15 protein-coding genes are annotated in these 19372 nt (G+C 69.1%); 9 read left to right on the forward strand and 6 right to left on the reverse strand.

Annotation, left to right across the window (positions count from 1 at the left end; all coding sequences use genetic code 11):
* Positions 1 to 101: 101 nt before the first annotated feature.
* The 4 genes from ACFYY1_RS25320 to ACFYY1_RS25335 all read right to left on the reverse strand — a co-directional run bounded on the left by ACFYY1_RS25320 (position 102) and on the right by ACFYY1_RS25335 (position 4401).
* Positions 102 to 632 (reverse strand): protease inhibitor I42 family protein, encoded by a 531-nt coding sequence (locus ACFYY1_RS25320; RefSeq protein ID WP_388589456.1) that lies wholly within the window; start codon positions 630 to 632, stop codon positions 102 to 104.
* The gene (locus tag ACFYY1_RS25325; protein ID WP_388589459.1) at positions 592 to 747 is read right to left on the reverse strand and encodes a hypothetical protein; all 156 of its coding nucleotides are present in this window, start codon (positions 745 to 747) and stop codon (positions 592 to 594) included. Before ACFYY1_RS25325 ends, ACFYY1_RS25320 begins: the two co-directional genes overlap by 41 nt.
* A gap of 222 nt (positions 748 to 969) precedes the next feature.
* Positions 970 to 3120, reverse strand: a complete 2151-nt coding sequence (locus ACFYY1_RS25330) for a DUF6351 family protein (protein WP_388589462.1) — start codon at positions 3118 to 3120, stop codon at positions 970 to 972.
* Between the two features lie 138 nt (positions 3121 to 3258).
* Positions 3259 to 4401 (reverse strand): mandelate racemase/muconate lactonizing enzyme family protein, encoded by a 1143-nt coding sequence (locus tag ACFYY1_RS25335; RefSeq protein WP_388589465.1) that lies wholly within the window; start codon positions 4399 to 4401, stop codon positions 3259 to 3261.
* A 236-nt stretch (positions 4402 to 4637) separates the two neighbouring features.
* On the opposite strand from ACFYY1_RS25335, the gene ACFYY1_RS25340 reads away from it, so the two are divergent.
* The 7 genes from ACFYY1_RS25340 to ACFYY1_RS25370 all read left to right on the forward strand — a co-directional run bounded on the left by ACFYY1_RS25340 (position 4638) and on the right by ACFYY1_RS25370 (position 14467).
* Positions 4638 to 5639 carry a LacI family DNA-binding transcriptional regulator gene (locus tag ACFYY1_RS25340; protein WP_388589468.1) on the forward strand — a complete coding sequence of 334 codons (1002 nt, stop codon included), beginning with the start codon at positions 4638 to 4640 and terminating at the stop codon, positions 5637 to 5639.
* A gap of 133 nt (positions 5640 to 5772) precedes the next feature.
* Complete coding sequence (locus ACFYY1_RS25345) at positions 5773 to 7113, forward strand: ABC transporter substrate-binding protein (protein WP_388589471.1); 1341 nt, start codon at positions 5773 to 5775, stop codon at positions 7111 to 7113.
* A 7-nt stretch (positions 7114 to 7120) separates the two neighbouring features.
* The gene (locus tag ACFYY1_RS25350) at positions 7121 to 8068 is read left to right on the forward strand and encodes a carbohydrate ABC transporter permease (protein WP_388589473.1); all 948 of its coding nucleotides are present in this window, start codon (positions 7121 to 7123) and stop codon (positions 8066 to 8068) included.
* Positions 8065 to 8943 (forward strand): carbohydrate ABC transporter permease, encoded by an 879-nt coding sequence (locus tag ACFYY1_RS25355; RefSeq protein WP_342282236.1) that lies wholly within the window; start codon positions 8065 to 8067, stop codon positions 8941 to 8943. Before ACFYY1_RS25350 ends, ACFYY1_RS25355 begins: the two co-directional genes overlap by 4 nt.
* Before the next feature lie 104 nt (positions 8944 to 9047).
* Positions 9048 to 11339: a hypothetical protein gene (locus ACFYY1_RS25360; protein WP_388589477.1), complete on the forward strand. Its 2292-nt coding sequence runs from the start codon at positions 9048 to 9050 to the stop codon at positions 11337 to 11339.
* A 12-nt stretch (positions 11340 to 11351) separates the two neighbouring features.
* Positions 11352 to 13574, forward strand: coding sequence for an FAD-dependent oxidoreductase (locus tag ACFYY1_RS25365; RefSeq protein ID WP_388589479.1), 2223 nt, complete (start codon positions 11352 to 11354; stop codon positions 13572 to 13574).
* Positions 13575 to 13600: 26 nt separating this feature from the next.
* A complete protein-coding gene (locus tag ACFYY1_RS25370; RefSeq protein ID WP_388589482.1) occupies positions 13601 to 14467 on the forward strand; it encodes an NAD-dependent epimerase/dehydratase family protein in 867 nt (288 codons plus the stop codon).
* 83 nt (positions 14468 to 14550) lie between these two features.
* On the opposite strand, the gene ACFYY1_RS25375 is transcribed toward ACFYY1_RS25370, so the two are convergent.
* Positions 14551 to 14922, reverse strand: a complete 372-nt coding sequence (locus ACFYY1_RS25375) for a class I SAM-dependent methyltransferase (RefSeq protein WP_388589485.1) — start codon at positions 14920 to 14922, stop codon at positions 14551 to 14553.
* A gap of 150 nt (positions 14923 to 15072) precedes the next feature.
* On the opposite strand from ACFYY1_RS25375, the gene ACFYY1_RS25380 reads away from it, so the two are divergent.
* A complete protein-coding gene (locus ACFYY1_RS25380; RefSeq protein WP_388589488.1) occupies positions 15073 to 16965 on the forward strand; it encodes a serine/threonine-protein kinase in 1893 nt (630 codons plus the stop codon).
* Positions 16966 to 17065: 100 nt separating this feature from the next.
* Here ACFYY1_RS25380 and ACFYY1_RS25385 read toward each other — a convergent pair whose 3' ends face one another.
* Complete coding sequence (locus ACFYY1_RS25385; protein ID WP_388589491.1) at positions 17066 to 17689, reverse strand: DJ-1/PfpI family protein; 624 nt, start codon at positions 17687 to 17689, stop codon at positions 17066 to 17068.
* Between the two features lie 96 nt (positions 17690 to 17785).
* Here ACFYY1_RS25385 and ACFYY1_RS25390 point away from each other — a divergent pair, with 96 nt between their 5' ends.
* On the forward strand, positions 17786 to 19123 hold the full coding sequence (locus ACFYY1_RS25390) for a PLP-dependent aminotransferase family protein (protein WP_388589493.1): 1338 nt from the start codon (positions 17786 to 17788) through the stop codon (positions 19121 to 19123).
* The last annotated feature ends 249 nt before the right edge of the window (positions 19124 to 19372 follow it).

Below are 19372 nucleotides of genomic sequence, written 5' to 3' on the forward strand. Positions count from 1 at the left end.
GCCGGGCCGGCTGGTCGTCCGTGCGGTCCGGCGGGCACGGGGCGTCGTCGTTCGTGGTGGGGCCTCTGGTGTCTCGTGTCGTCCGGCCGGTCCGCTGTGGTTCAGCCGACGGTGACGGTGTATGTGATGCGCTCGGGGTCCTGGGAGGGGGTGGCCGCCCCCGTGGTCGGGGTCGCGGAGGGCCCGGTCGTCCCGGGAGGCAGCGTGGAGGTGTTGCCCCGGCACGTGCTGAAGGTGCAGTGCAGCAGTGTGAACCGGGTGGTCCCCTTGCCCTTGGCCTCGAAGGTGAAGGTGAGCCGGCCGCCGGCACCGGCCCCCGGCTCGTCGCCGGGGTCCGACGCGTAGTCCTGGCCGCGGCTGACCAGCACCGAGCTGTCGGGCTCGGGGTCGACCAGGTACCAGTACTCGCGGGTGGAGGCGTTCTGGTCGACGGTGAGCGTGAAGCGCTCGCCCGGCTCGGCGGTGATGCCGGTGTCGTCCACCGGGCGGCTCGCGCCGCTCGTGGAGCCGCCGGCCGGTTCGTCGGAGCCCGAGTCGCAGCCCGTGGCGAGAGCGAGGAGCGCGGCCGCCGCGATCGCGGCACCGCCCCTGCTACCGCGGAAGATAGACGCTGTACGCGTTGGGAAGATCACTGTTGGAAGCCTTGCCCATGTGGCCGTTGGTGAAGTCGTCCTCGCTGACCCAGGTGGTCCGGCCCCAGGGGTTGTACACCTGAAGCATGTCACCCTCCTGGGCGATGATGGTCATCGCGTGAGAGATCCCATGCCATCGGCCACACCCACCTCCTCCGCATCAGCCCGGATCGGAGCCCCGACGTTGTGACCGGCCGTGTTCAAGTCGGCGCAGACGCCGACGCCTGCGCCGACGTGGTGAGGTGCCCCCTCCCCCCGGAGCGTGACTTCCTGTGTCCACACTCCGAGGGCGCCTCATTCGTGCCTGCCCCCGTGCTGACTCAGCTCCGCGTCACCGTCACTCCTGGTCGAAGGAGAGCCATGTGCCGGCAAGGCCCTGCTGGCCCGCCCCGGGCCTGGACCAGTCGCAGACACCGTCCCGGAAGACCGCCCGCAGATCCTTCAACTCGTCTTCGGTCACCGGCACTCGGTAGTCCGAGCGGTCCACGGGACGCTTGCGGCACTTGACGATGTCGTTGGCCACATCGGCCCCGGCGACCATCCGCGGCGAGGTCCACACCGGGTAGAGGGTGTTGCACTCGGTGTTGTCGATGCCCTCGACCTGGGGCTCCTCGATCTTCTTCGCACCGATGCCACGGGTCCAGCAGGCGTCCGTGAGACCCTGCGGCTTGTTGCGGACGATCTTCTCGATGGGGGCTTCGTCGCCGGAGTCCGCCCTGATGCCGGTGAGCCACTGGTCCATGTCGGACAGCATCCCGGCAAGAGTGAATCCGTGCCCGCTGGAGCGGGTGAGCATGATCTGGTTGGCGTGGGTGCCGTTGGCCTTGTCCAGGCGCGCCCGGGTGGAGAAGGAGTGGAAGCGCATGTGCATGTCGCCGGCGGCCGCGTCGTCGGTGTAGTCGCGGTAGTCGATGATCGGGACGTCGGCGAGGCCACCGCCGCCGTTCAGCATGCGGCCCGTGCGGTAGGCGAGCCGTACCGCCTTGAGATCGGCGACGGTGCGCTCCGCGACGGGCTTGGCGTCGTCGTCGAGGCCACCGATGCGCCGGTTCAGGTCGATGAACTGGTTCATGTCGATGGCCCCCTTGTTCAAGGCCTCAAGTCCGTACTGGATACCGGTGTTGTCGAGCGGCCTGCGTGTTTTCCCGGTCTCCGGTGCCTCCCCGTAGACGTTCACTGTGTGGCTGTAGACATCACAGCGGGCACCGTCCGGGTTGGTGCCGGGGTCGTAGCGAAGGCCCTCGGGCAGCTGGGACGGGCAGTACACCGTGGGGTCGATGCGGCCGGCGGCCCGGGCCAGGCTGCCGATGCTCTCCCACTTGCCGAACCCGGAGACCGCTCGCTGCTGCTCCTCGGTGAACGCGTCCGGTGCGACTTCCTTGAAGTAGTGGTTCAGGAGCTGGGCGTCGCTGAGCGTCTGTATCGTCCCGAAGCCGACATCGGGAAAGCTGCAGCCGGAGAGGATGCCGTCCAGCAGACCCGGGTAGTTGTCGGCGATCTGATGGGTCTGGTACGAGCCACCGGAGCAGCCGTTTCCGATGGTGAAGGCCGGTTCGCCGTACGTCTCCACGAAGCGTTCCTTGACCATGCTCATGGTCTCGGCCGCCAGCACGTCGTTGCAGTTGTTGCCGAAGACGTTCAGTGTGGACGAGGCGACGCCGTAGCCCTTGCTCAGGTACGTGTCGTTCATGATGCCGACGGTTTTTCGGCCCTGGACGTACCAGCCGCCGTTGCATCCCCCGCCGAAGCCGTACACGAGGCGCCCGTTCCAGCCCGGCTCGCGTTGCAGCGGGTCGGGGGCGGCGGACTGCGGATCGTGCAGCACGGCCGTCTCGTAGATGGCTCGGTTGATGGTGCCGGTCTCGACGCGGACGATGTACGGCACCTTCCTGCCCGCGCTCGTCGTGGCCGTGGCCAGGTCGGCGGGCCGGGCGCTCTCGTCGGGCAGCGGAACGAACTTGCCGGCCGTGGTGCGGTACATGTAGTCGACGCGGGTGCTGACCGAGCAGTCCTCGTCGAGCGGCTGTCCGAGGGTGCCGCCGGTCACCGTCTTGAACTCGGCGGTGTCGCAGACGAACGGCTGCTCGTGCGGCCCGGCGAACACCGGCCCCGTGATGGGGTGGTTCTTCAGGGTCAGCTGTCCGGCGTCGGCGCCCGGAGCCCGGGCCGTGAGCCTGTTGTCGCCCTTGGACAGCTCCTTCACCACGCCCATCAACGCATGGTCGCCAAAGGGCCGGAAGCTCGATGTCACGTCCCGGCCCGCCACCTCGACCCGGACTCCGTCGGCCGCCACGGAGGCGGGCACCTCGACGCGTATCAGGGCGTCGTCCCCCGACACCGTGCCGGGCCGCGACGACACGGCGCTCACCTGTAGCTTCTCGCGTTCCTGGCTGCCGGCCGGCGTCGCCGACGCGCCTATCAGCACACCCATGAACGCTGTGCCGACAAGGACCAGTTCGACCGGTCTCGCGGCTCGTGCGAATGACACCACGGAGTTCCCCTCGCTTCTGAAGTCTGAGGTCGTGCTCGGAGGTTGTGCTCGGAGGCCGTGCTCTGATGTCGTGCTCGGGGTACGGGCGCGGGCTCGGGACCGCGCGACCACCCGGAACCGGCCGGATCCGCCCGGCTACCAGTTGGTGAACGCCCCGTCCTCCGTGCGCAGGTGCGGGCGCTCGGCCGCCGCGGCCTGGTACCGGCGCGCCGCCTCCCGGTCGATGTCGACGCCGATGCCCGGCAGTTCGCTCAGCTCCACCCGTCCCGGCAGGATCGTCGGCCTCGCGGTGAAGAGGGCGGCGATGGCCGGGTCGGGGTCGGTCTGGTGCTCCTGGATCGCCATATTGGGGCAGGCCAGGTTGAGCTGCAACGAAGAGGCGGCGGTGACCGGGCCGAGCGGGTTGTGGGTGGCGAGCTTGATGTGGTGGGTCTCCGCCATCGCCGCGATCTTCTTCGCCTCGGTCAGGCCCGCGGCGACTCCGACGTCCACTCGCGCGTAATCGATGAGATCGTCCTCGATGAGTGTCCTGAACTCCCATTTGGATCCGTACTGCTCACCTGCGGCCAGCGGGACACCGGTGCGGGCCCGCAGCATGCGGTAGCTGTCCGGGTTCTCACAGCGCAGTGGGTCCTCGACGAAGTACGGGCGGGCCGCCTCGATCTCCCGGCACAGGGTCAGCGCCTCCGGCGGATCCAGGCGGGTATGGACGTCGAAGATCAGCTCCACCTCGTCGCCGACCGCGTCCCGGACCTCGTGGAAGAGGCCGACCGAGTCGCGCAGACAGCGGCGGGCGTCGAGCGTGCCGTCGGCGTCGTGCGGCGAGGCGAACCGCAGATGGCGCCAGCCCTCGGCGACCAGGCCGCGGCAGCGGTCCAGGAACCACGCGCGGTCGTGGTAGCCGTCGCCGACATGCACATAGGCGGGTACGTGATCACGCACCCGGCCGCCGAGGAGTTCGTGCACCGGTACGCCGAGCGCCTTGCCGCGGATGTCCCACAGCGCCACGTCCACCGCCGCGATCGCGGCCCCCAGTATGCGGTCGGCGGGGAAGAACCCACGCCGGAACATCACCTGCCAGAGGTGCTCGATGCGTCGCGGGTCCTCGCCGACGATCAGCTCCGCGAGGTGGTCGAGACCGCCCGCGACCGCTCTTTGACGCGACCTGATGCCGACCTCACCCAGACCGTGAATGCCCTCGTCGGTGTCGACCACGACCAGCATCATGCTGTCGCCGTGGTCGGGGAGAGTCAGCACTTCCAGGCCGGTGATCTTCATGCCACTCCTCTATGAAAACGTTCCCGCAATTTCAGCTCAGTTCTTGGGAGCACATCATTGGCAGCAGTTCACTCGCAGGGCAAGACCCTTGCATCCAGAAGGTTTTCCTCGGCGAAATACTCCTGATACACGTCTTGACACACCACGGGAACGTTCGCAAGCATCAACCGCATTCGCAGGATCCAGATGCGAGAGAGCTGGGATCCCCCGGCTCAGGACGGCTAGGAGGCCCACCCGTGGCAGTAACGATCCGGGAGGTGGCGAGCGCCGCGGGCGTCTCGGTGTCGACGGTGTCCCGTGCGTTCACCGCACCCGACCAGGTGCAGCCGACGACCCGGCAGCGCATCCTCGACGCCGCGGCCGAGCTCGGCTACTCCCCCAACCCGGCGGCCCGTTCACTGCGCGGCGGCGGCACCGGTACGCTCGGCCTGATCGTCCCGGACATCGCCAACCCGTTCTTCCCGCCGATCATCAAGGCGATGCAGGCCCGTGCCCGGCATCTGGGCTACACGGTTCTGGTCGCCGACAGCGACGAGCGCGAGGCCGACGAACTGGCGGCCATCGCGGCCGTGTCGAAGCGGGTCGACGGCCTGATCCTGTGGGCTTCCACCCTCACCGAGGACCGGCTCCACGAACTCGCGGGCCGGATGCCGCTGGTGGTGGTGAACCGTCATGTACCGGGCATCCCCGAGGTCCGGATCTCGCTTGCCGCCGGCATCGCGCAGGCCGCCGAACAGTTGAAGGCGTACGGCCACCGGCGCTGTGTCTTCATCAACGCGTCCCGTGCCGAGCTGAGCCGCGGCAAGTCCATCCAGGAGTCCTTCGAGGCGCTCGACCTCTCCCTGTCCGAACTCGGGCCGTACGAGCCCCGGTTCGAGACGGGCGTGCACGCCGCCACCCTCGTCGCCGCCCACGAGGCGACGGCTGTGATCGCCCACAACGACCTGGTCGCCCTGGGCGTGCTGCACCAGATGGCCAATCTCGGCGTGAGCGTGCCGCGCGACGTCAGCGTCATCGGCATCGACGACACACTGCTCGCCTCCGTCTCCACCCCCAGCCTCACCACGATCCGGATCGACCCCGAAGAGATCGCCACGCGTGCGGGGGACCTCCTGATCGAGACGATCGCGAACACAACAGGCCGCACCGGACGGGGACCCGCTGCCACCTCCCCCTTCGTGGAGATCGGATCCCGCCTGATCCCCCGCGCCTCGACGGGTCCCGCACCCGCCCACTGACACACCCGCGGCGCACACCACCACAACGAGCAAAGCACCGCACAACACCGCGCTGCACCGCACCGAGCCCACTCCTGCCCATCTTGGAGCCGATATGCCCAGAAACTCCCGCTGTGCGGCCATACTTGGCTGCATGGCGCTGACCGCGACCCTCGCGGGCTGTTCCTCCCTCACCCCGAGCAGCGCCGGCGGGGGCGGCGATCTCGTACTGCGGGTGCAGGGCATGCCGCCGGCCACCGACAAGCCGGGGTCCGCCCTGTTCAAGAAGCAGGTGGCCGACTTCGAGAAGGCCCACCCGGGCATCAAGGTCAAGGGCTCGACCACGGTCTTCGACCCGCTGACATTCTCCGCGAAGCTGTCCGGCGGCAATGTCGAGGACGTCATCAAGGTGCCGCTGACCGAGCCGCAGCGGCTGATCCAGCAGAAGCAGGTGCAGCCGATCACCGGGCAGCTCAAGGAGTGGAAGCACTTCAGGGAGTTCAACCCCCAGGTGCTCCAGCCGCTGACCGACAGCGCCGGCGACGTGTACGGCGTCCCGCAGAATCCGTACGCCCAGGGACTGGTCTACAACCGCGAGCTCTTCGAGAAGGCCGGCCTGGACCCCGACAGGCCACCGACCACCTGGGCGCAGGTCCGCGCCGCGGCCAAGAGCATCAGCGACCGGACCGGCAAGGCGGGCTTCGTCCACGAGTCCAAGGACAACCAGGGCGGCTGGCAGCTGACGATGCTGTCGTACGCCTTCGGCGGCGAACTGGAGAAGGAGCAGGGCGGCAAGTACACCGCCACGCTCACCGGAGAGCCGACGAAGCAGGCGTTGCGCCTGCTCAAGGACATGCGCTGGAAGGACGATTCGCTCGGCAAGACCCTCCTCAACAATCAGAACGACGTGATCAAGCAGTTCGCGGCCGGGCAGGTCGGCATGTTCATGGGCAGCCCGGGAACGTACCGGCTGGCGAAGATGCAGTTCGGCATGGAGAACACCGACGCCTTCGGAGTGGCCCCGATGCCGCAGTCCGGCGGCGACGCGACACTCACCGGCGGCGACATCTACATGGTCCCGAAGTCCGCCGACAAGAAGCATGCGGCAGCGGCCGTGGAGTGGCTGACCTTCGCCTACGCCAAGCCGCAGTACAGCACCGACATCGCCGCCGAGCAGGCCAAGGCGCTCTCCGCCGACCCGAAGTCCGCGGTGGGCGTGCCGACGCTGCCGGTCTTCGACAGGAAGCGGCAGACCGAGATCGACGCCGCGATCAAGCCGTACGTCAATGTGAAACTCCAGAACTTCAAGCCGTACATCGACGGCCTCTCCACGCTGAAGCTGAAGCCGGAACCGCCGTACCAGGCGCAGAAGCTGTACACCGTGCTCGACCCGGTGGTCCAGGCAGTGCTCACCAAGCGCGACGCCGACATCGACGCCCTGCTGGCCTCGGCCGAGAAGGACGTCAATGCCAAGCTCGCCGCGGACCAGAAGTAGCCGGCCCATGGCTCTGCTCACTCCGTCCCGGCGCCCGGCCGCCGTGTCCAAGGAGCCCGTGCCGCGCACCCTGCCCAGGCAGCGTGGCACCGGCGCCCGCAAGCAGTTCACCGCCTGGCTGTTCCTCGTCCCCGCGCTGCTGATCTTCGGGCTCTTCGCCTGGTGGCCGATCGCGCGCAGCCTGCTGCTCAGCTTCCAGAAGACCAATCTCGTCGAGCCCGCGGTCTGGATCGGCCTGGACAACTTCCGTGCCCTGTTCGACGATCCGCTGCTCGGGACCGCCGTCGGCAACACCCTCTTCTTCGTGGCCCTCGGCCTGCTGATCGGCTTCCCGGCGCCGCTGGTCCTGGCCGCGGTCATGTCGACGGTGCGGCGGGGAGCGGGCGTCTACCGCTTCCTGGTGTATCTGCCGGTGGTCATCCCGCCGGTCGTGGCGATCCTGCTCTGGAAGTGGTTCTACGACCCCGGGAGCGGGCTCTTCAACAACGCCCTCGGCAAGGTCGGGCTCGGCCCGTACGCGTGGCTGGAGTCCTCCGACAGCGCCATGCTCTCGCTGGTCCTGGAAGCCACCTGGGCGGGCATGGGCGGCGCCGTCCTGATCTACCTCGCGGCGATGGTCGGCATCCCCGGCGAACTCTACGAGGCCGCCGAGATGGACGGTGCCGGCATCTGGCGGCGCATCTGGCACGTCATGCTGCCTCAGCTCCGGTCCGTCATCGGGCTGTTGCTGCTGGTCCAGCTGATCAACACGGTGCAGGTCTTCACCGAACCGTATGTCTTCACCGGCGGCGGGCCCGAGAACTCCACCCTCACGGTCCTGCTGCTGATCTTCCGGTACGCCTTCCAGGACGGCGAGTACGGCCAGGCCGCCGCGCTCTCCTTCCTGATGGTGCTCGCCCTCGCTCTGCTCTCCGCGGTCTATCTGCGGGCCACCCGCAGTTGGAGCACGTCATGACCACGCTCACCACCTTCGTCTCCACCAACGACCGCCAACGCCCCGGCGTGCGCGCGGCAGTGCGCTCCGTCCAGGTGTTCACCCTGATCCTGCTGCTGCTCATCGGCATCGGACCGCTGTACTGGATGGTCAAGGGCGCGGTCTCCCCGCCCACCGAGCTCACGACTCAGCCCCTGGCCCTCTGGCCGGACCGGCCGGCCCTGGGCAACTTCTCGACGGCGTACACCGATCTGAGTGTCGGCCGCTATCTGATGAACACCTTCCTGGTGGTCGGCGGATCGTGGTTCGTGCAGCTCTTCGTCTCGGCCACGGCGGGCTTCGCCCTTTCGGTGCTCAGGCCGAAGTTCGGCAAGGTCGTCTACGGGGCGATCCTCGCCACGATGTTCGTGCCGTACACGGTGAACATGGTCAGCCTCTTCATGACCGTGATCGATGTGCCGTTCCTCCACCTCAACCTGGGCGACACCTACTGGGCGATCTGGCTGCCGGCCGGCACGAACGCCTTCACGGTGCTGCTCGCCAAGCAGTTCTTCGACGCCCTGCCCAAGGAGCTGTTCGACGCGGCGCGGGTCGACGGGGCAAGTACCCGGCAGCTGCTCACCAAGATCGTGCTGCCCATGAGCAAGCCGGTGCTCGCCGTGATCAGTCTGCTCGCGGTGATGCACTCCTGGAAGGACTTCATCTGGCCGCTGGTGGCCATCACCGACCCCGAGAGGCAGCCGATCAGCGTCGCGCTGGCCCAGCTCGCCACGCAGGCTCCGCAGGACCAGCTGATCGCCACGATGGTGCTCGCGGTCGCCCCGCCGGTGCTCGTCTTCGTCGTCTGCCAGAAGTACATCGTCGCCGGGCTCGGCTTCACCGGGGTCAAGGGCTGACGTCCGTCCGAGCCGGTGGCCGTGCCTCGGCCTCCCCCACCGCACCTTCCGCTTCGAAACCTCCGGAGCATCCGAAACACCCCGACCAAGAGAAGGGCACCTCCATGTCAGTCGCCCGGCGCAGATTCATCCAGGGCACGGCCGTCGCCACCGGCGCCGCGCTGTTGCCGACCGTTCCCGCGCACGCCGCGGACCCGGTCACCATCGAGGCCGACGGCATCACCCTGGTCGGCCGCGGCGACGGCAGCGTCCTCGTACGGGACGGCGTGGGCACCGACCGCATCCTGCTCAGCCACTTCATGATCAAGGACACCGCGCTCGGCCAGCAGCGCACCTTCGGCGGCACCCCCGCCCACATCACGCTCCCGGACGGGCGGCCCGCGATTCAGGTCACGTACACGATGGGGAGCGGCGCGTCCGGAGTCACGGTGCGCGGCACCTTCGACGTCACCCCTCGCAAGGCACACATGAAGTGGGAGGTCGGCGGCTCCGGCACGCTCACACCGGCCGGCTTCATGTTTTCCCGCACGGTGTACGGAGCGAGCGCGGCGGAGTCGTACGAAGCACTGACGGTCTGGGAGAAGGACGCCCGGGGCGGCATTCCGTACGAGGTGAACGCGGGCGGCGCGTACGTGGAGACGTGGGCCGGGTCGAAGGGCTTCTTCTGTCTCCCGGTCACCAACCCCGCGAACACGAACGCCACATGGGTCCACTCCCCCGGCACCCTGACCGGCTCGGGCACCGCGGTCACCGAGGCCGCTCTGGTCCTCGGTGACCTGCGGCCGCGCGGGGCGGGAGCGCTCGCCGCCGGGCGCCCGCTCGGCGTGGAGGTGTGGACCGACCAGCCGTTCAACCTCTACAAGGCGGCCGGGCAGACCATGACGCTGAAGGCGCAGGTCGTCAACGGCTCCGCCACGGCCAGGAAGGTGACGCTCACCTGGTGGGCGCGGGACTTCGGCGGCAGGAGGATCGCCGGAGGAACGCTCCGCAGGAGTCTCGCGGCGGGCGCCGCCTGGAACCCCTCCTTTCCTCTGACCGCACCCTCGCAGAACATCGTGTTCACCGGGGTGGAGGTGGTCAGCGGCAATGACCGGGCGCTGGCCCGCACGAATCTGAGCGTGCTCCCGGAGTTCGTGTACAAGGCGGGCAAGGAGTCGATGTTCGGTCTCGCCAACTACCCCTGGCTGCTCAAGCCCGGCAAGGACGCCGTGCTCGGGCTGGTCAGGACGCTCGGCATCAGGTGGATCCGTATCGCCTACGCGGGCGCCCCAGGCATCGACACCGCGACCCTGGACGCGAACGGCATCGGGCACAACGTGGAGCTGAGCGGCATCCCCGTGGGCGGCAGCGCGGAGCAGATCGCGGCCTGGGCCGACACGAATGTCGCGAAGGCCCTGGACGCCGAGGCCGCGTACTTCGAGGTGAGCAACGAGGTCAACCAGCCCTGGATGTCGGGCCGCGGCGCCGACGTCTACGTCCGGGACGGTCTGCGCCAGGTCACCACACGCCTCGACGCGGCGGGCTCGCGGATGAAGGTCATGAACGCCGGCCTCGGCGGCATGGACTACGTGTGGACCGAGAACTTCCGTGCCGCGGGCGGCTGGGACCTCATCGACGCCTTCGCCTTCCACCCCGGTCGCGGCAACTTCACGCCCGACTTCGCGCCGCCGCCCGAGGAGTGGACACAAGGATCGTCCGGCACGTACTGGAACTTCCTCGGCGCGCTGCGCAAGGCGAACCAGGTCCTTCAGGAGTACGGCGGCGACAAGGAGCTGTGGCTGACCGAGGCGTACGCGCCGACCCGCCCCAACGCGTGGTGGAGCGACACCTATCGGCACGCCGCCGAGAACACCCTGCTCACGCTCGCGCTCGCCAAGTCCGAGAACGTACGCGCCGTCAACTGGTACCAGCTGCACGACTCGGTGCTGTACCACCCGCAGGAGGCCGACCCGGCCAACCCCGAGTACCACTACGGCCTGATGAACCGCGACACCAGCGCCAAGCCCTCGCTCCTCGCCTACGCGACCGCAGCCCGGGTCCTGGACGAGGCCGACTTCGTCCGGCATCTCGCCTTCGCCGACCAGGACATCAAGGGGCTCCTCTTCACCACTCCCGGCGGACCGGTTTCGGTCATCTGGAGCCGCAAGGACGGATACGTCCTCAACCCCGATCACGGCGAGGACCCCTGGTACGCGTCGCCCGAGCCCTGGGTCGACACCTGGACGACCAGGACCCCGGTCGTGGCCCACGCGGGGACGGTCGACGGCACGGTGCGGGAGCTGAACTGCATCGGCCAGGAGCGCTCCCTGAAGGCCTCCAACGGCAAGGTCACCCTCACCCTCGACGGTGCCCCGCGCATCTACTACGGCCTCGCCGCCAATCCCGACTGGAAGTAAGTGACGTACGACATGAGGAACGAAACCGCACGGCACGACATCACCGTCGTCGGCGGCGGCCTGGCCGGGGTCTGCGCGGCGATCGCCGCCGCCCGGCTGGGCCGTACCGTGGCACTCGTCAACAACCGGCCGGTGCTCGGCGGCAACGCGAGCAGCGAGGTCCGGGTCTGGGTGTGCGGAGCGACCGGCCACGGCAAGAATCACCATGCCCGTGAGGGCGGCATCATGGGCGAGTTGCTCGTGGAGAACCAGTTCCGCAACCCGGACGGGAACCCCTACTACTGGGACGCCGTGGTCCTGGACGCCGTGCGCGCCGAGCCCGGCATCACGCTCTACCTCAACACCGACGTGCGTGAGGTCGACGCCGAAGGTCCGGACGAGGCCCGGCGAATCACCTCGGTCACCGGCTGGATGATGGGCTCGGAGCGGCGGATACGTTTCGAGAGCCGTCTCTTCCTCGACTGCACGGGGGACGGCCTGATCGGCCACCTGGCGGGCGCCCACCACCGCATCGGCCGGGAATCCCGCGCCGAGTACGGCGAGTCATGGGCTCCGGAGGCGGCCGACGACATCACGCTGGGATCGACGCTCCTCTTCTACACGAAGGATGCCGGCCACCCGGTCAAGTTCGTGCCGCCGGACTTCGCCAAGGACATCACCCGGACCTCCATCCCGCAGCGCCGCGTCATCAAGTCCGGTGACAACGGCTGCGCGTACTGGTGGATCGAGTTCGGCGGCGAGCTCGACACCGTCCACGACAACGAACGCATCCGCGACGAGCTGTGGGCGGTGATCCACGGCGTCTGGGACCACATCAAGAACTCCGGCGAGTTCGACGCGGCGAACATGACGCTGGAGTGGGTGGGCTCGGTGCCCGGCAAGCGCGAGTACCGGCGCTTCCTCGGCGACTACGTCCTGCACCAGGGCGACATCCTCGGGCAGACCGAGTTCGACGACCGGGTCGCGTTCGGCGGCTGGTCCATCGACCTGCATCCGCCCAAGGGCATGTACGCCGACGAGGGCGGCGCCAAGCAGCGCTACGCGGACGGGATCTACCACATCCCCTACCGCAGCCTGTACTCGGTGAACACGACCAACCTGCTCCTCGCCGGACGCAACATCTCCGCCAGCCACGTCGCCTTCGGCTCGACCCGCGTCATGGCAACCTGCGCCACGATCGGCCAGGCAGCCGGCACCGCCGCCGCGCTCTGCGCCACCGGTGAGGTCACCCCGCGCGAACTCCCCGTACCCGAACTGCACAGGGCGCTGCTGCGCCAGGACGCCTCGCTCATCGGCCTCGCCTCGACGGACCCGGAGGACCTGGCGCTGCGGGCGACGGCCACCGCGTCGTCCGCCTTGAGCTGCCTGGTGGTCGAGGACTCCGACGAGCTGTGGCCGCTCGCGGCAGACGCCGGACTCGTCCTCCCCGCGGACCCGGACCTCTCCGGGGTGGAGCTGCTCGTCGACGCCGACCGCGACACCGAGATCGTGATCGAGCTGTACGACCCCGAACTCGGCCAGAACTACGTCCCGCGCCGCCTCGTCACCTCCACCACCCTGCCCGTCGCCGCCGGTGCCCGGCAGTGGCTCAAGACGGGCCTGGACTGGTCTCCCGAAACCCCGCGCAACGCCTTCCTGGTCGTCCGCGCCAACGACGCCCTCGCCCTGCACCGCTCCGACCGTCCGACCCCCGGCGTCCTGTGCCTCACCCGCGTCCCGCTGCGTCCGTCGGACGAATCGCCGCAGCCGCTGCGCGAGTGGACGGACACGGGTCTGCTGCGCCGTACATTCTGCTTCCGTACGGGAGAGACCGCGGCCTACTCCCCCGCCAAGGCCGTCGACGGCTATGCCCGCCCGTACGCGGGACCGCACATGTGGGTCTCTGCACCGCTGGCGGACGCCCCGTGCCCCTGGCTGGAGCTGGCCTGGCCGCAGCCGGTCACCCTGGGCCGGATCGAGGTCGTCGCCGACGACGACGTCAACGAGGACCTGATCAACCTGCACCACCACCGCACGCCCTTCGACATCCTTCCCACCCTCCTTCGCGACTACCGCGTCGAGGCACTGGACGCTGACGGCACCTGGCGCGTCATCGCCCGTGCGGCGCAGAATCGGCGACGGCGCGAGACGCACACGCCGGCGGAGCAGGTCACCACATCGGCGATCCGGGTCGTCGTCGAAGCCACCAACGGGGCAGCGGCGGCGCACATCGTCGCCGTGCGCGCCTACGAGTAGAAGCACCGAAGCAGGAGAGTGACTGGATGTCCGCAAGAGCGATGGTCACCGGGGCCGCCGGACGGATCGGGCGAGCGGTCCTCGCGCTGCTCGCCGAGCGCGGGATCGAAGTGAACGCCCTGGTCCTCGACGACCCCGGTGATCTCGCGGCGCGCCTGGTCGTGACCGGTGACGCCGCCGACGCGAAGACCGTGCGGGCGGCTCTGGAGGGCGCCGACGCGGTCATCCATCTGGCGGCCATCCCGACTCCCGCGCGCAACACCGCGTTCGAGGTCTTCGCGGGCAACAGCCTCTCCACCTTCACCGTCCTGGAGGAGGCCGGCCGGGCCGGGATCCGGCATGCGGCGGTGGCGAGTTCCTGGGGGGTCACGGGCCTGCCCTGGACGGACGCCGAGGATCCGCATCCGCCGTACGCGCCGGTCGACGAGGCAATGGCCTCCCAGGTGGCCGATCCCTACGGCCTCTCCAAGCAGGTCGACGAGCTGACGGCGCAGATGATGGCGCGGCGGCACGGGATGAGTGTGGTGTGCCTGCGATATCCGTACGTGGGCGGCTTCGAGGAACGGCTGCACGCGCACGCCGCCCGGCTGACGGCCGACCCGGCCGCGGGGGCGAGGGAGCTGTGGACCTACCTGGAGGTCCGTGACGCGGCGAGGGCCGCGCTGCTGGCCCTGGAGGTGCCCGGCCGTGCGGCGCACACGGTACATCTCTGCGCCCCGGAGATCATCGTGCCCTACCCGACGGAGGAACTGCTGCGCCGCTACCACCCCACCACCGTGCTGCGGCGCCCGATTCCGGGTCGCACGGCGCCGGTCGACACCTCGGCCGCGCGCAGGCTGCTCGGGTTCACGGCACAGAACCTCCTCGGTCGGGGCGCCGTCACCCCGCAGTGAGGTCGGCCGGGAGGGCGCCGGCGGCGACCGGCGCTGACGGCGGCGACCGGCGGTGGTCTGCCCCGTGTGTGCGCCGCCCGGCATCAGTGAGCCGTCGCGGCACCCCGCGGCGACGAGGAGGAGAACCGTGTCGTGTTCGGCACCGCCCATCGGTGCGGTCGCCGACAGACGGGGCTCGGACAGGCCCGCCTGTCGGAAGAAGAAGTACAGGCGTGTCCCGATCCCAGGCTGCTGCCGTTGACGGTGAGCGCGGCGGCGACGGCCTGGAGGACAGCGCTGGTCAGCGGGGTACGGGGTTCCACACGCAGCGGGGAGTTGTCGACGTCCTGGAAGACGACGAGCCCGCCGGGCCGTACGAGCCGGGACAGGCGGCGCAGCGCCTCGACCGGGTCGGGCAGGTGGCCCAGGACGAGGCGGCCGATCACGGCGTCCAGGGCCAGGTCTCCCCCGGCCACGACGCCACCCGCTCACCACGAATACAGCCCTGGATCCCACGCAATCCGCCCGCAGGATTTGGCAATTCCTCGTCAGGAACCAGCCAAATGCCAAGCGCAGCAGGTGAGTCGGGATCACTCCGCCCATCGCCCCCTGAGTACCGTCCTTGCATGAACCTTCTGAATCCGGACGATCCGCGCGTGATGGGCCCTTATCGACTTCTCGGGGTGCTCGGAGAAGGAGGCATGGGCCGGGTGTACCTCGCACGGTCCGAAGGGGGGCGGACCGTCGCGGTGAAGGTCGTGCGGGCCGATTTCGCCGAGCAGGACGACTTCCGGCAGCGGTTCGCGCGTGAGATCGACGCAGTGCGGCGCGTGGGTGGTGACTGGACCGCGCCGGTCCTGGACTTCGACACGAGTGCCGTGACCCCCTGGGTCGCCACCGGCTACGTGCCGGGTCCAGACCTCCAGACCGTCGTGGCCGACGACTACGGCCCGCTGCCCGAGCGCTCGCTGCGCACCCTCGCCAACCGGCTCGCGCTCGCCCTGGGGGCCATCCACGACGCCGGTATCGTGCACCGGGACTTGAAGCCGTCCAACGTCCTCGTCACCGTCGAGGGCCCGCGCATCATCGACTTCGGCATCGCCCGCGCCCTGCACGCCGTTTCTGGCAGCGGCTTCCACACCCGTACCGGCGTCGTCATCGGCTCGCCCGGCTTCATGTCGCCCGAGCAGGCGCGGGGGCTCGAAGTCGGCCCGCAGAGCGATGTGTTCAGCCTCGGAACCGTACTCGCGTACGCGGCGACCGGGCGACCCCCGTTCGGGAGCCACTCCATCGGACTGCACGCGCAGTTGTTCCGGGTGGCCGAGGAGGAGCCGGATCTGGAGGGCGTGCCGGAGGGTCTGCTCGGGCTCGTACGCCAGTGCCTGGAGAAGGCGCCCGAGAAACGGCCCACGCCTACGGAACTTGCGGCCCGCACCGACATCGGGCAGGTGCGGCCGTGGCTGCCGGGAGAAATGCTTGAGCAACTGGGACGGCATGCGGCGTGGTTGCTGGATCTGGATACGCAGGGGAGTACGTCGGGTGCGCCGGTGGATGCGCGGCCGGACGTGCCGGTGGCGGTTCCACTGAATGCGCGGGCGGACGCGCCGAAGGACTTTCCGGCAGATGCGTATGAGGGCGTAGAGCCCGGCGTGCCGGTGGGCGGCACCCCGGCACAGCCGAGTACCCCGCCCGCGTGGTCACGGCACAAGAGGGCCCGAATCCTCGGCGCTGTCGTCGGAGTACTGGCTCTCTCCGTCGGCGTGCCGATCGTGGCGAAATCCTGGGACGGCAACAACGTGGACGACGGTGGAAGCGGCGGTACGAGCGGTGGTGCGGAGGCCACCCCGGCGGTGGCCGTGCCGAAGAATTTCCTCGGGGCATGGGAGGGTGTGCCGTTGAGCGACACACGCGTACGTGTCGAGTTCAAGAAGGACGAGCGGCAGCGCACGGTCGCCAGGTCCTTCTTCCTGACCGGCACGTCGCTCTGCGTTGTGAACAAGGAACCGAAGCAGGCGTCCCAGGACTCGGTCTCCCTGGGTGACGCCCGTAGCGAGAACGCCTTCACGGGCGGCAAGTGCAAGTTCCTGCCGTCGTACACCCTGAAGACCCGTAAGGACGGCAACCTCAACTTTGCCACCGACAACGGCCGGTACAAGGCCGTCCTCTTCAGGGCCAGGGCGGGCGAGGCGCCGGTACCCAAGGAGTACGTGGGGCAGTGGGTCCCCAAGGGCCGAGCGGAGAACCCGACGGCTCAGGTCACCATCGAGCAGGCGAAGACCGGGGACTTCTTCGTCCGGGGCTGGGACAACTCCCCTCGGAAGCACTGCGCTTGGAAAGAGGTCCTGGTGTTCGTGAACGACACCGGTCTCATCTCCCGGCCGGTCTACCGGCGCGGGTCGGCAGATCCCTGCGGCATGGCTCCCACCGGCGCCCGTGGGTACGCACTCTCCGACTCCGGCATCCTTTCCATGGGATATGGGGCGCAGAAGCTGGAGTTCGTCCGCAAGCCCAGCACGTAACGCATACGTATCGGCCTCTCCCCCCCCGCCTCTGGGGCCGCGAACGACCGGCCAGGCTGCCGAGGGGGGTTTCCGGCCGGTCACCGCTCACGACTGATGTTCAGACGAGCTCCAGTGCGGGAGCGGGCAGGTAGGGGGTGATGTTGCGCCAGGCGCGCTCCACGTATTCCCTCTTCTCGCCGACCGGGGCGACATAGTGCAGAGCACCGTCTGCGGCCTGCTTGCCCTCAAGGCGGGCGATGATCCAGGCGGCGAGGTAGTGCGAGGCCAGGCAGCCGCCGGCGGTGGCGATGTTGTCCTTGGCATAGAAGGGCTGGTCGAGTACTTCGATGCCGGCGGCGACGACCCAGGGCTTGGAGGTCAGGTCGGTGCAGGCGGGGATGTCGTCGAGCAGGCCGAGCCTGGCCAGCACGAGCGCGCCGGAGCACTGCGCCGCGATGAGCTGGCGCGAGGGATCCAGGCCCCGCAGGACACTCATGATCGCCGGGTCTTCGACGACCTCACGGGTGGCGATGCCACTGCCGACGATCACGGCGTCAGCGGTGCACGCCTCCTCAAGCGTGGACATCTGCTCGATGACCACCCCGTTCATCGACGTCACCTTGGGGCTCGGGGTGGCGATGGTGACGCGCCAGTCGTCGGTCCTGATGCGGTTGAGCACACCGAGCGCGATCAGGGAGTCGAGCTCGTTGTAGCCCTCGAAGGTGAGGATGGCGATGTGCACGGCGGCTGTCCTTCCGGGTGCGTGGGTGGATGGGTCTTGACGGTAAGGAGCCGCGAACAGGACAGTCAAAGAATTGTCATGCGTACAATCCGGTGCATGGCAGCCTCGCGGTACAAAACACTGGTCGACGCGTTCGCCGCCGACATCCGGACCGGGCGGCTCGCCGCGGGCGTACGGCTGCCGACACACCGCGGGCTCGCCGCCCGTGAGGGCATCGCCGTGGTGACCGCGACCCGGGTGTACGCCGAGCTGGAAACGATGGGGCTGGTGAGCCGGGAACAGGGCCGCGGCACGTTCGTGCGTGACATCGCGGTTCCCGCAGGTCACGGCATCGACCAACAGGCCGTCGCCACCGACGCGGTCGACCTCAGCTTCAACTGTCCGTCGCTGCCCGGACAGGCCGATCTCCTCCGGCGGGCCCTGCGCGAGGTGGCCACTTCCGGCGACCTCGACTCGCTGCTGCGCTACCAACCCCATCGCGGACGCCCCCAGGACAGAGCCTCGATCGCACGGCACCTGAGGCGTCGGGGAATCACCACCGACGCGGACCGGGTCCTCGTCGCCAACGGTGCGCAGCACGGCCTGGCCATCACCGTCATGGCCGCGCTCGACGCCGGCGACGTCGTCGCGGTCGACGCACTCACCTACCCGGGTTTCAAGGTGCTCGCGCACGCCTTCCATCTCGACCTGGAGCCCATACCCGCAACCGCCGACGGACCGGATCTCGATGCCCTCGAAAGACTGTGCGCGACCCGCCCTGTACGCGCGATCTACACCATGCCCACCTTGCACAACCCTCTGGGCTGGGTCATGCCGGCAACCGATCGAACCCGCCTGATCGAGATCGCCCGACAGCACGGCCCCCTCATCATCGAAGACGCCTCCTACGCCTACCTGGTCGAGAACCCACCACCACCTCTGGCCGCAACCGCACCGGACATCACCGTCTACGTTTCGGGACTGTCCAAGAGCGTCGCCACCGGCCTGCGGGTCGGCTTCGTCGTCGCCCCGCCGTCCGTGGTGCCGTCGCTCGAACGCGCGATTCGGGCGACCACCTGGAACACCCCGGCCCTCACCACCTCGATCGCCTGCCGCTGGCTCGACGACGGCACGGTGGACCGCTTGGAGGCGCAGAAACGAGACGACGCCAAGGAACGCCAAACGCTCGCCGGACAAGAGCTGGCAGGGCTCCCATTCATCAGCCACCCCTCGTCCTACTTCACCTGGCTGCCGCTGCCCGACAACGCCCGCGCCGACCGCCTGACCGCCACTCTCGCCCGTCAGCACATCTCGGTATCCACGGCCGAGCCGTTCACCACCTCGGTCCACACACCGCAGGCGATCCGCCTCGCCCTGGGCTCGACCGATCTGGACAGCCTCCGGTCGACGCTGCGTACGGTGCGACGAGTCGCTGCCGAGGACGCCTACGCTTGAACGCCCCTCGATCAGCCGATTCCTGCCCGCGCCGGCGCCTGCTCACGAAGGGGCATCGGCGCTGGGGGCCTGCGGAACCTCGTGGCGGATCTTCCGCAGGGCCCGGTGCAGCCCGAATCGAAAGTCGTGAATCGCCGCAGCCGCCCTCACCCTGGAGCGGCACCGCTGAAGAAGATCAGTGAGTGGCGGTTCCTTCCGAGCGCTTCGGGAAGCTGGAGGACCGACTACGGACGGCACCGGCGCTGATCC

The organism is Streptomyces sp. NPDC001890 (assembly GCF_042891445.1).
Classification (GTDB): domain Bacteria; phylum Actinomycetota; class Actinomycetes; order Streptomycetales; family Streptomycetaceae; genus Streptomyces.

What these genes read in the sequence shown, in the direction of transcription:
- ACFYY1_RS25325 (WP_388589459.1), bottom strand. Translation starts at nt 747, where the DNA reads ATGACCATCATCGCCCAGGAGGGTGACATGCTTCAGGTGTACAACCCC.
- ACFYY1_RS25335 (WP_388589465.1), bottom strand. Translation starts at nt 4,401, where the DNA reads ATGAAGATCACCGGCCTGGAAGTGCTGACTCTCCCCGACCACGGCGAC.
- ACFYY1_RS25345 (WP_388589471.1), top strand. Translation starts at nt 5,773, where the DNA reads ATGGCGCTGACCGCGACCCTCGCGGGCTGTTCCTCCCTCACCCCGAGC.
- ACFYY1_RS25350 (WP_388589473.1), top strand. Translation starts at nt 7,121, where the DNA reads ATGGCTCTGCTCACTCCGTCCCGGCGCCCGGCCGCCGTGTCCAAGGAG.
- ACFYY1_RS25355 (WP_342282236.1), top strand. Translation starts at nt 8,065, where the DNA reads ATGACCACGCTCACCACCTTCGTCTCCACCAACGACCGCCAACGCCCC.
- ACFYY1_RS25360 (WP_388589477.1), top strand. Translation starts at nt 9,048, where the DNA reads ATGTCAGTCGCCCGGCGCAGATTCATCCAGGGCACGGCCGTCGCCACC.
- ACFYY1_RS25365 (WP_388589479.1), top strand. Translation starts at nt 11,352, where the DNA reads ATGAGGAACGAAACCGCACGGCACGACATCACCGTCGTCGGCGGCGGC.
- ACFYY1_RS25370 (WP_388589482.1), top strand. Translation starts at nt 13,601, where the DNA reads ATGTCCGCAAGAGCGATGGTCACCGGGGCCGCCGGACGGATCGGGCGA.
- ACFYY1_RS25380 (WP_388589488.1), top strand. Translation starts at nt 15,073, where the DNA reads ATGAACCTTCTGAATCCGGACGATCCGCGCGTGATGGGCCCTTATCGA.
- ACFYY1_RS25390 (WP_388589493.1), top strand. Translation starts at nt 17,786, where the DNA reads ATGGCAGCCTCGCGGTACAAAACACTGGTCGACGCGTTCGCCGCCGAC.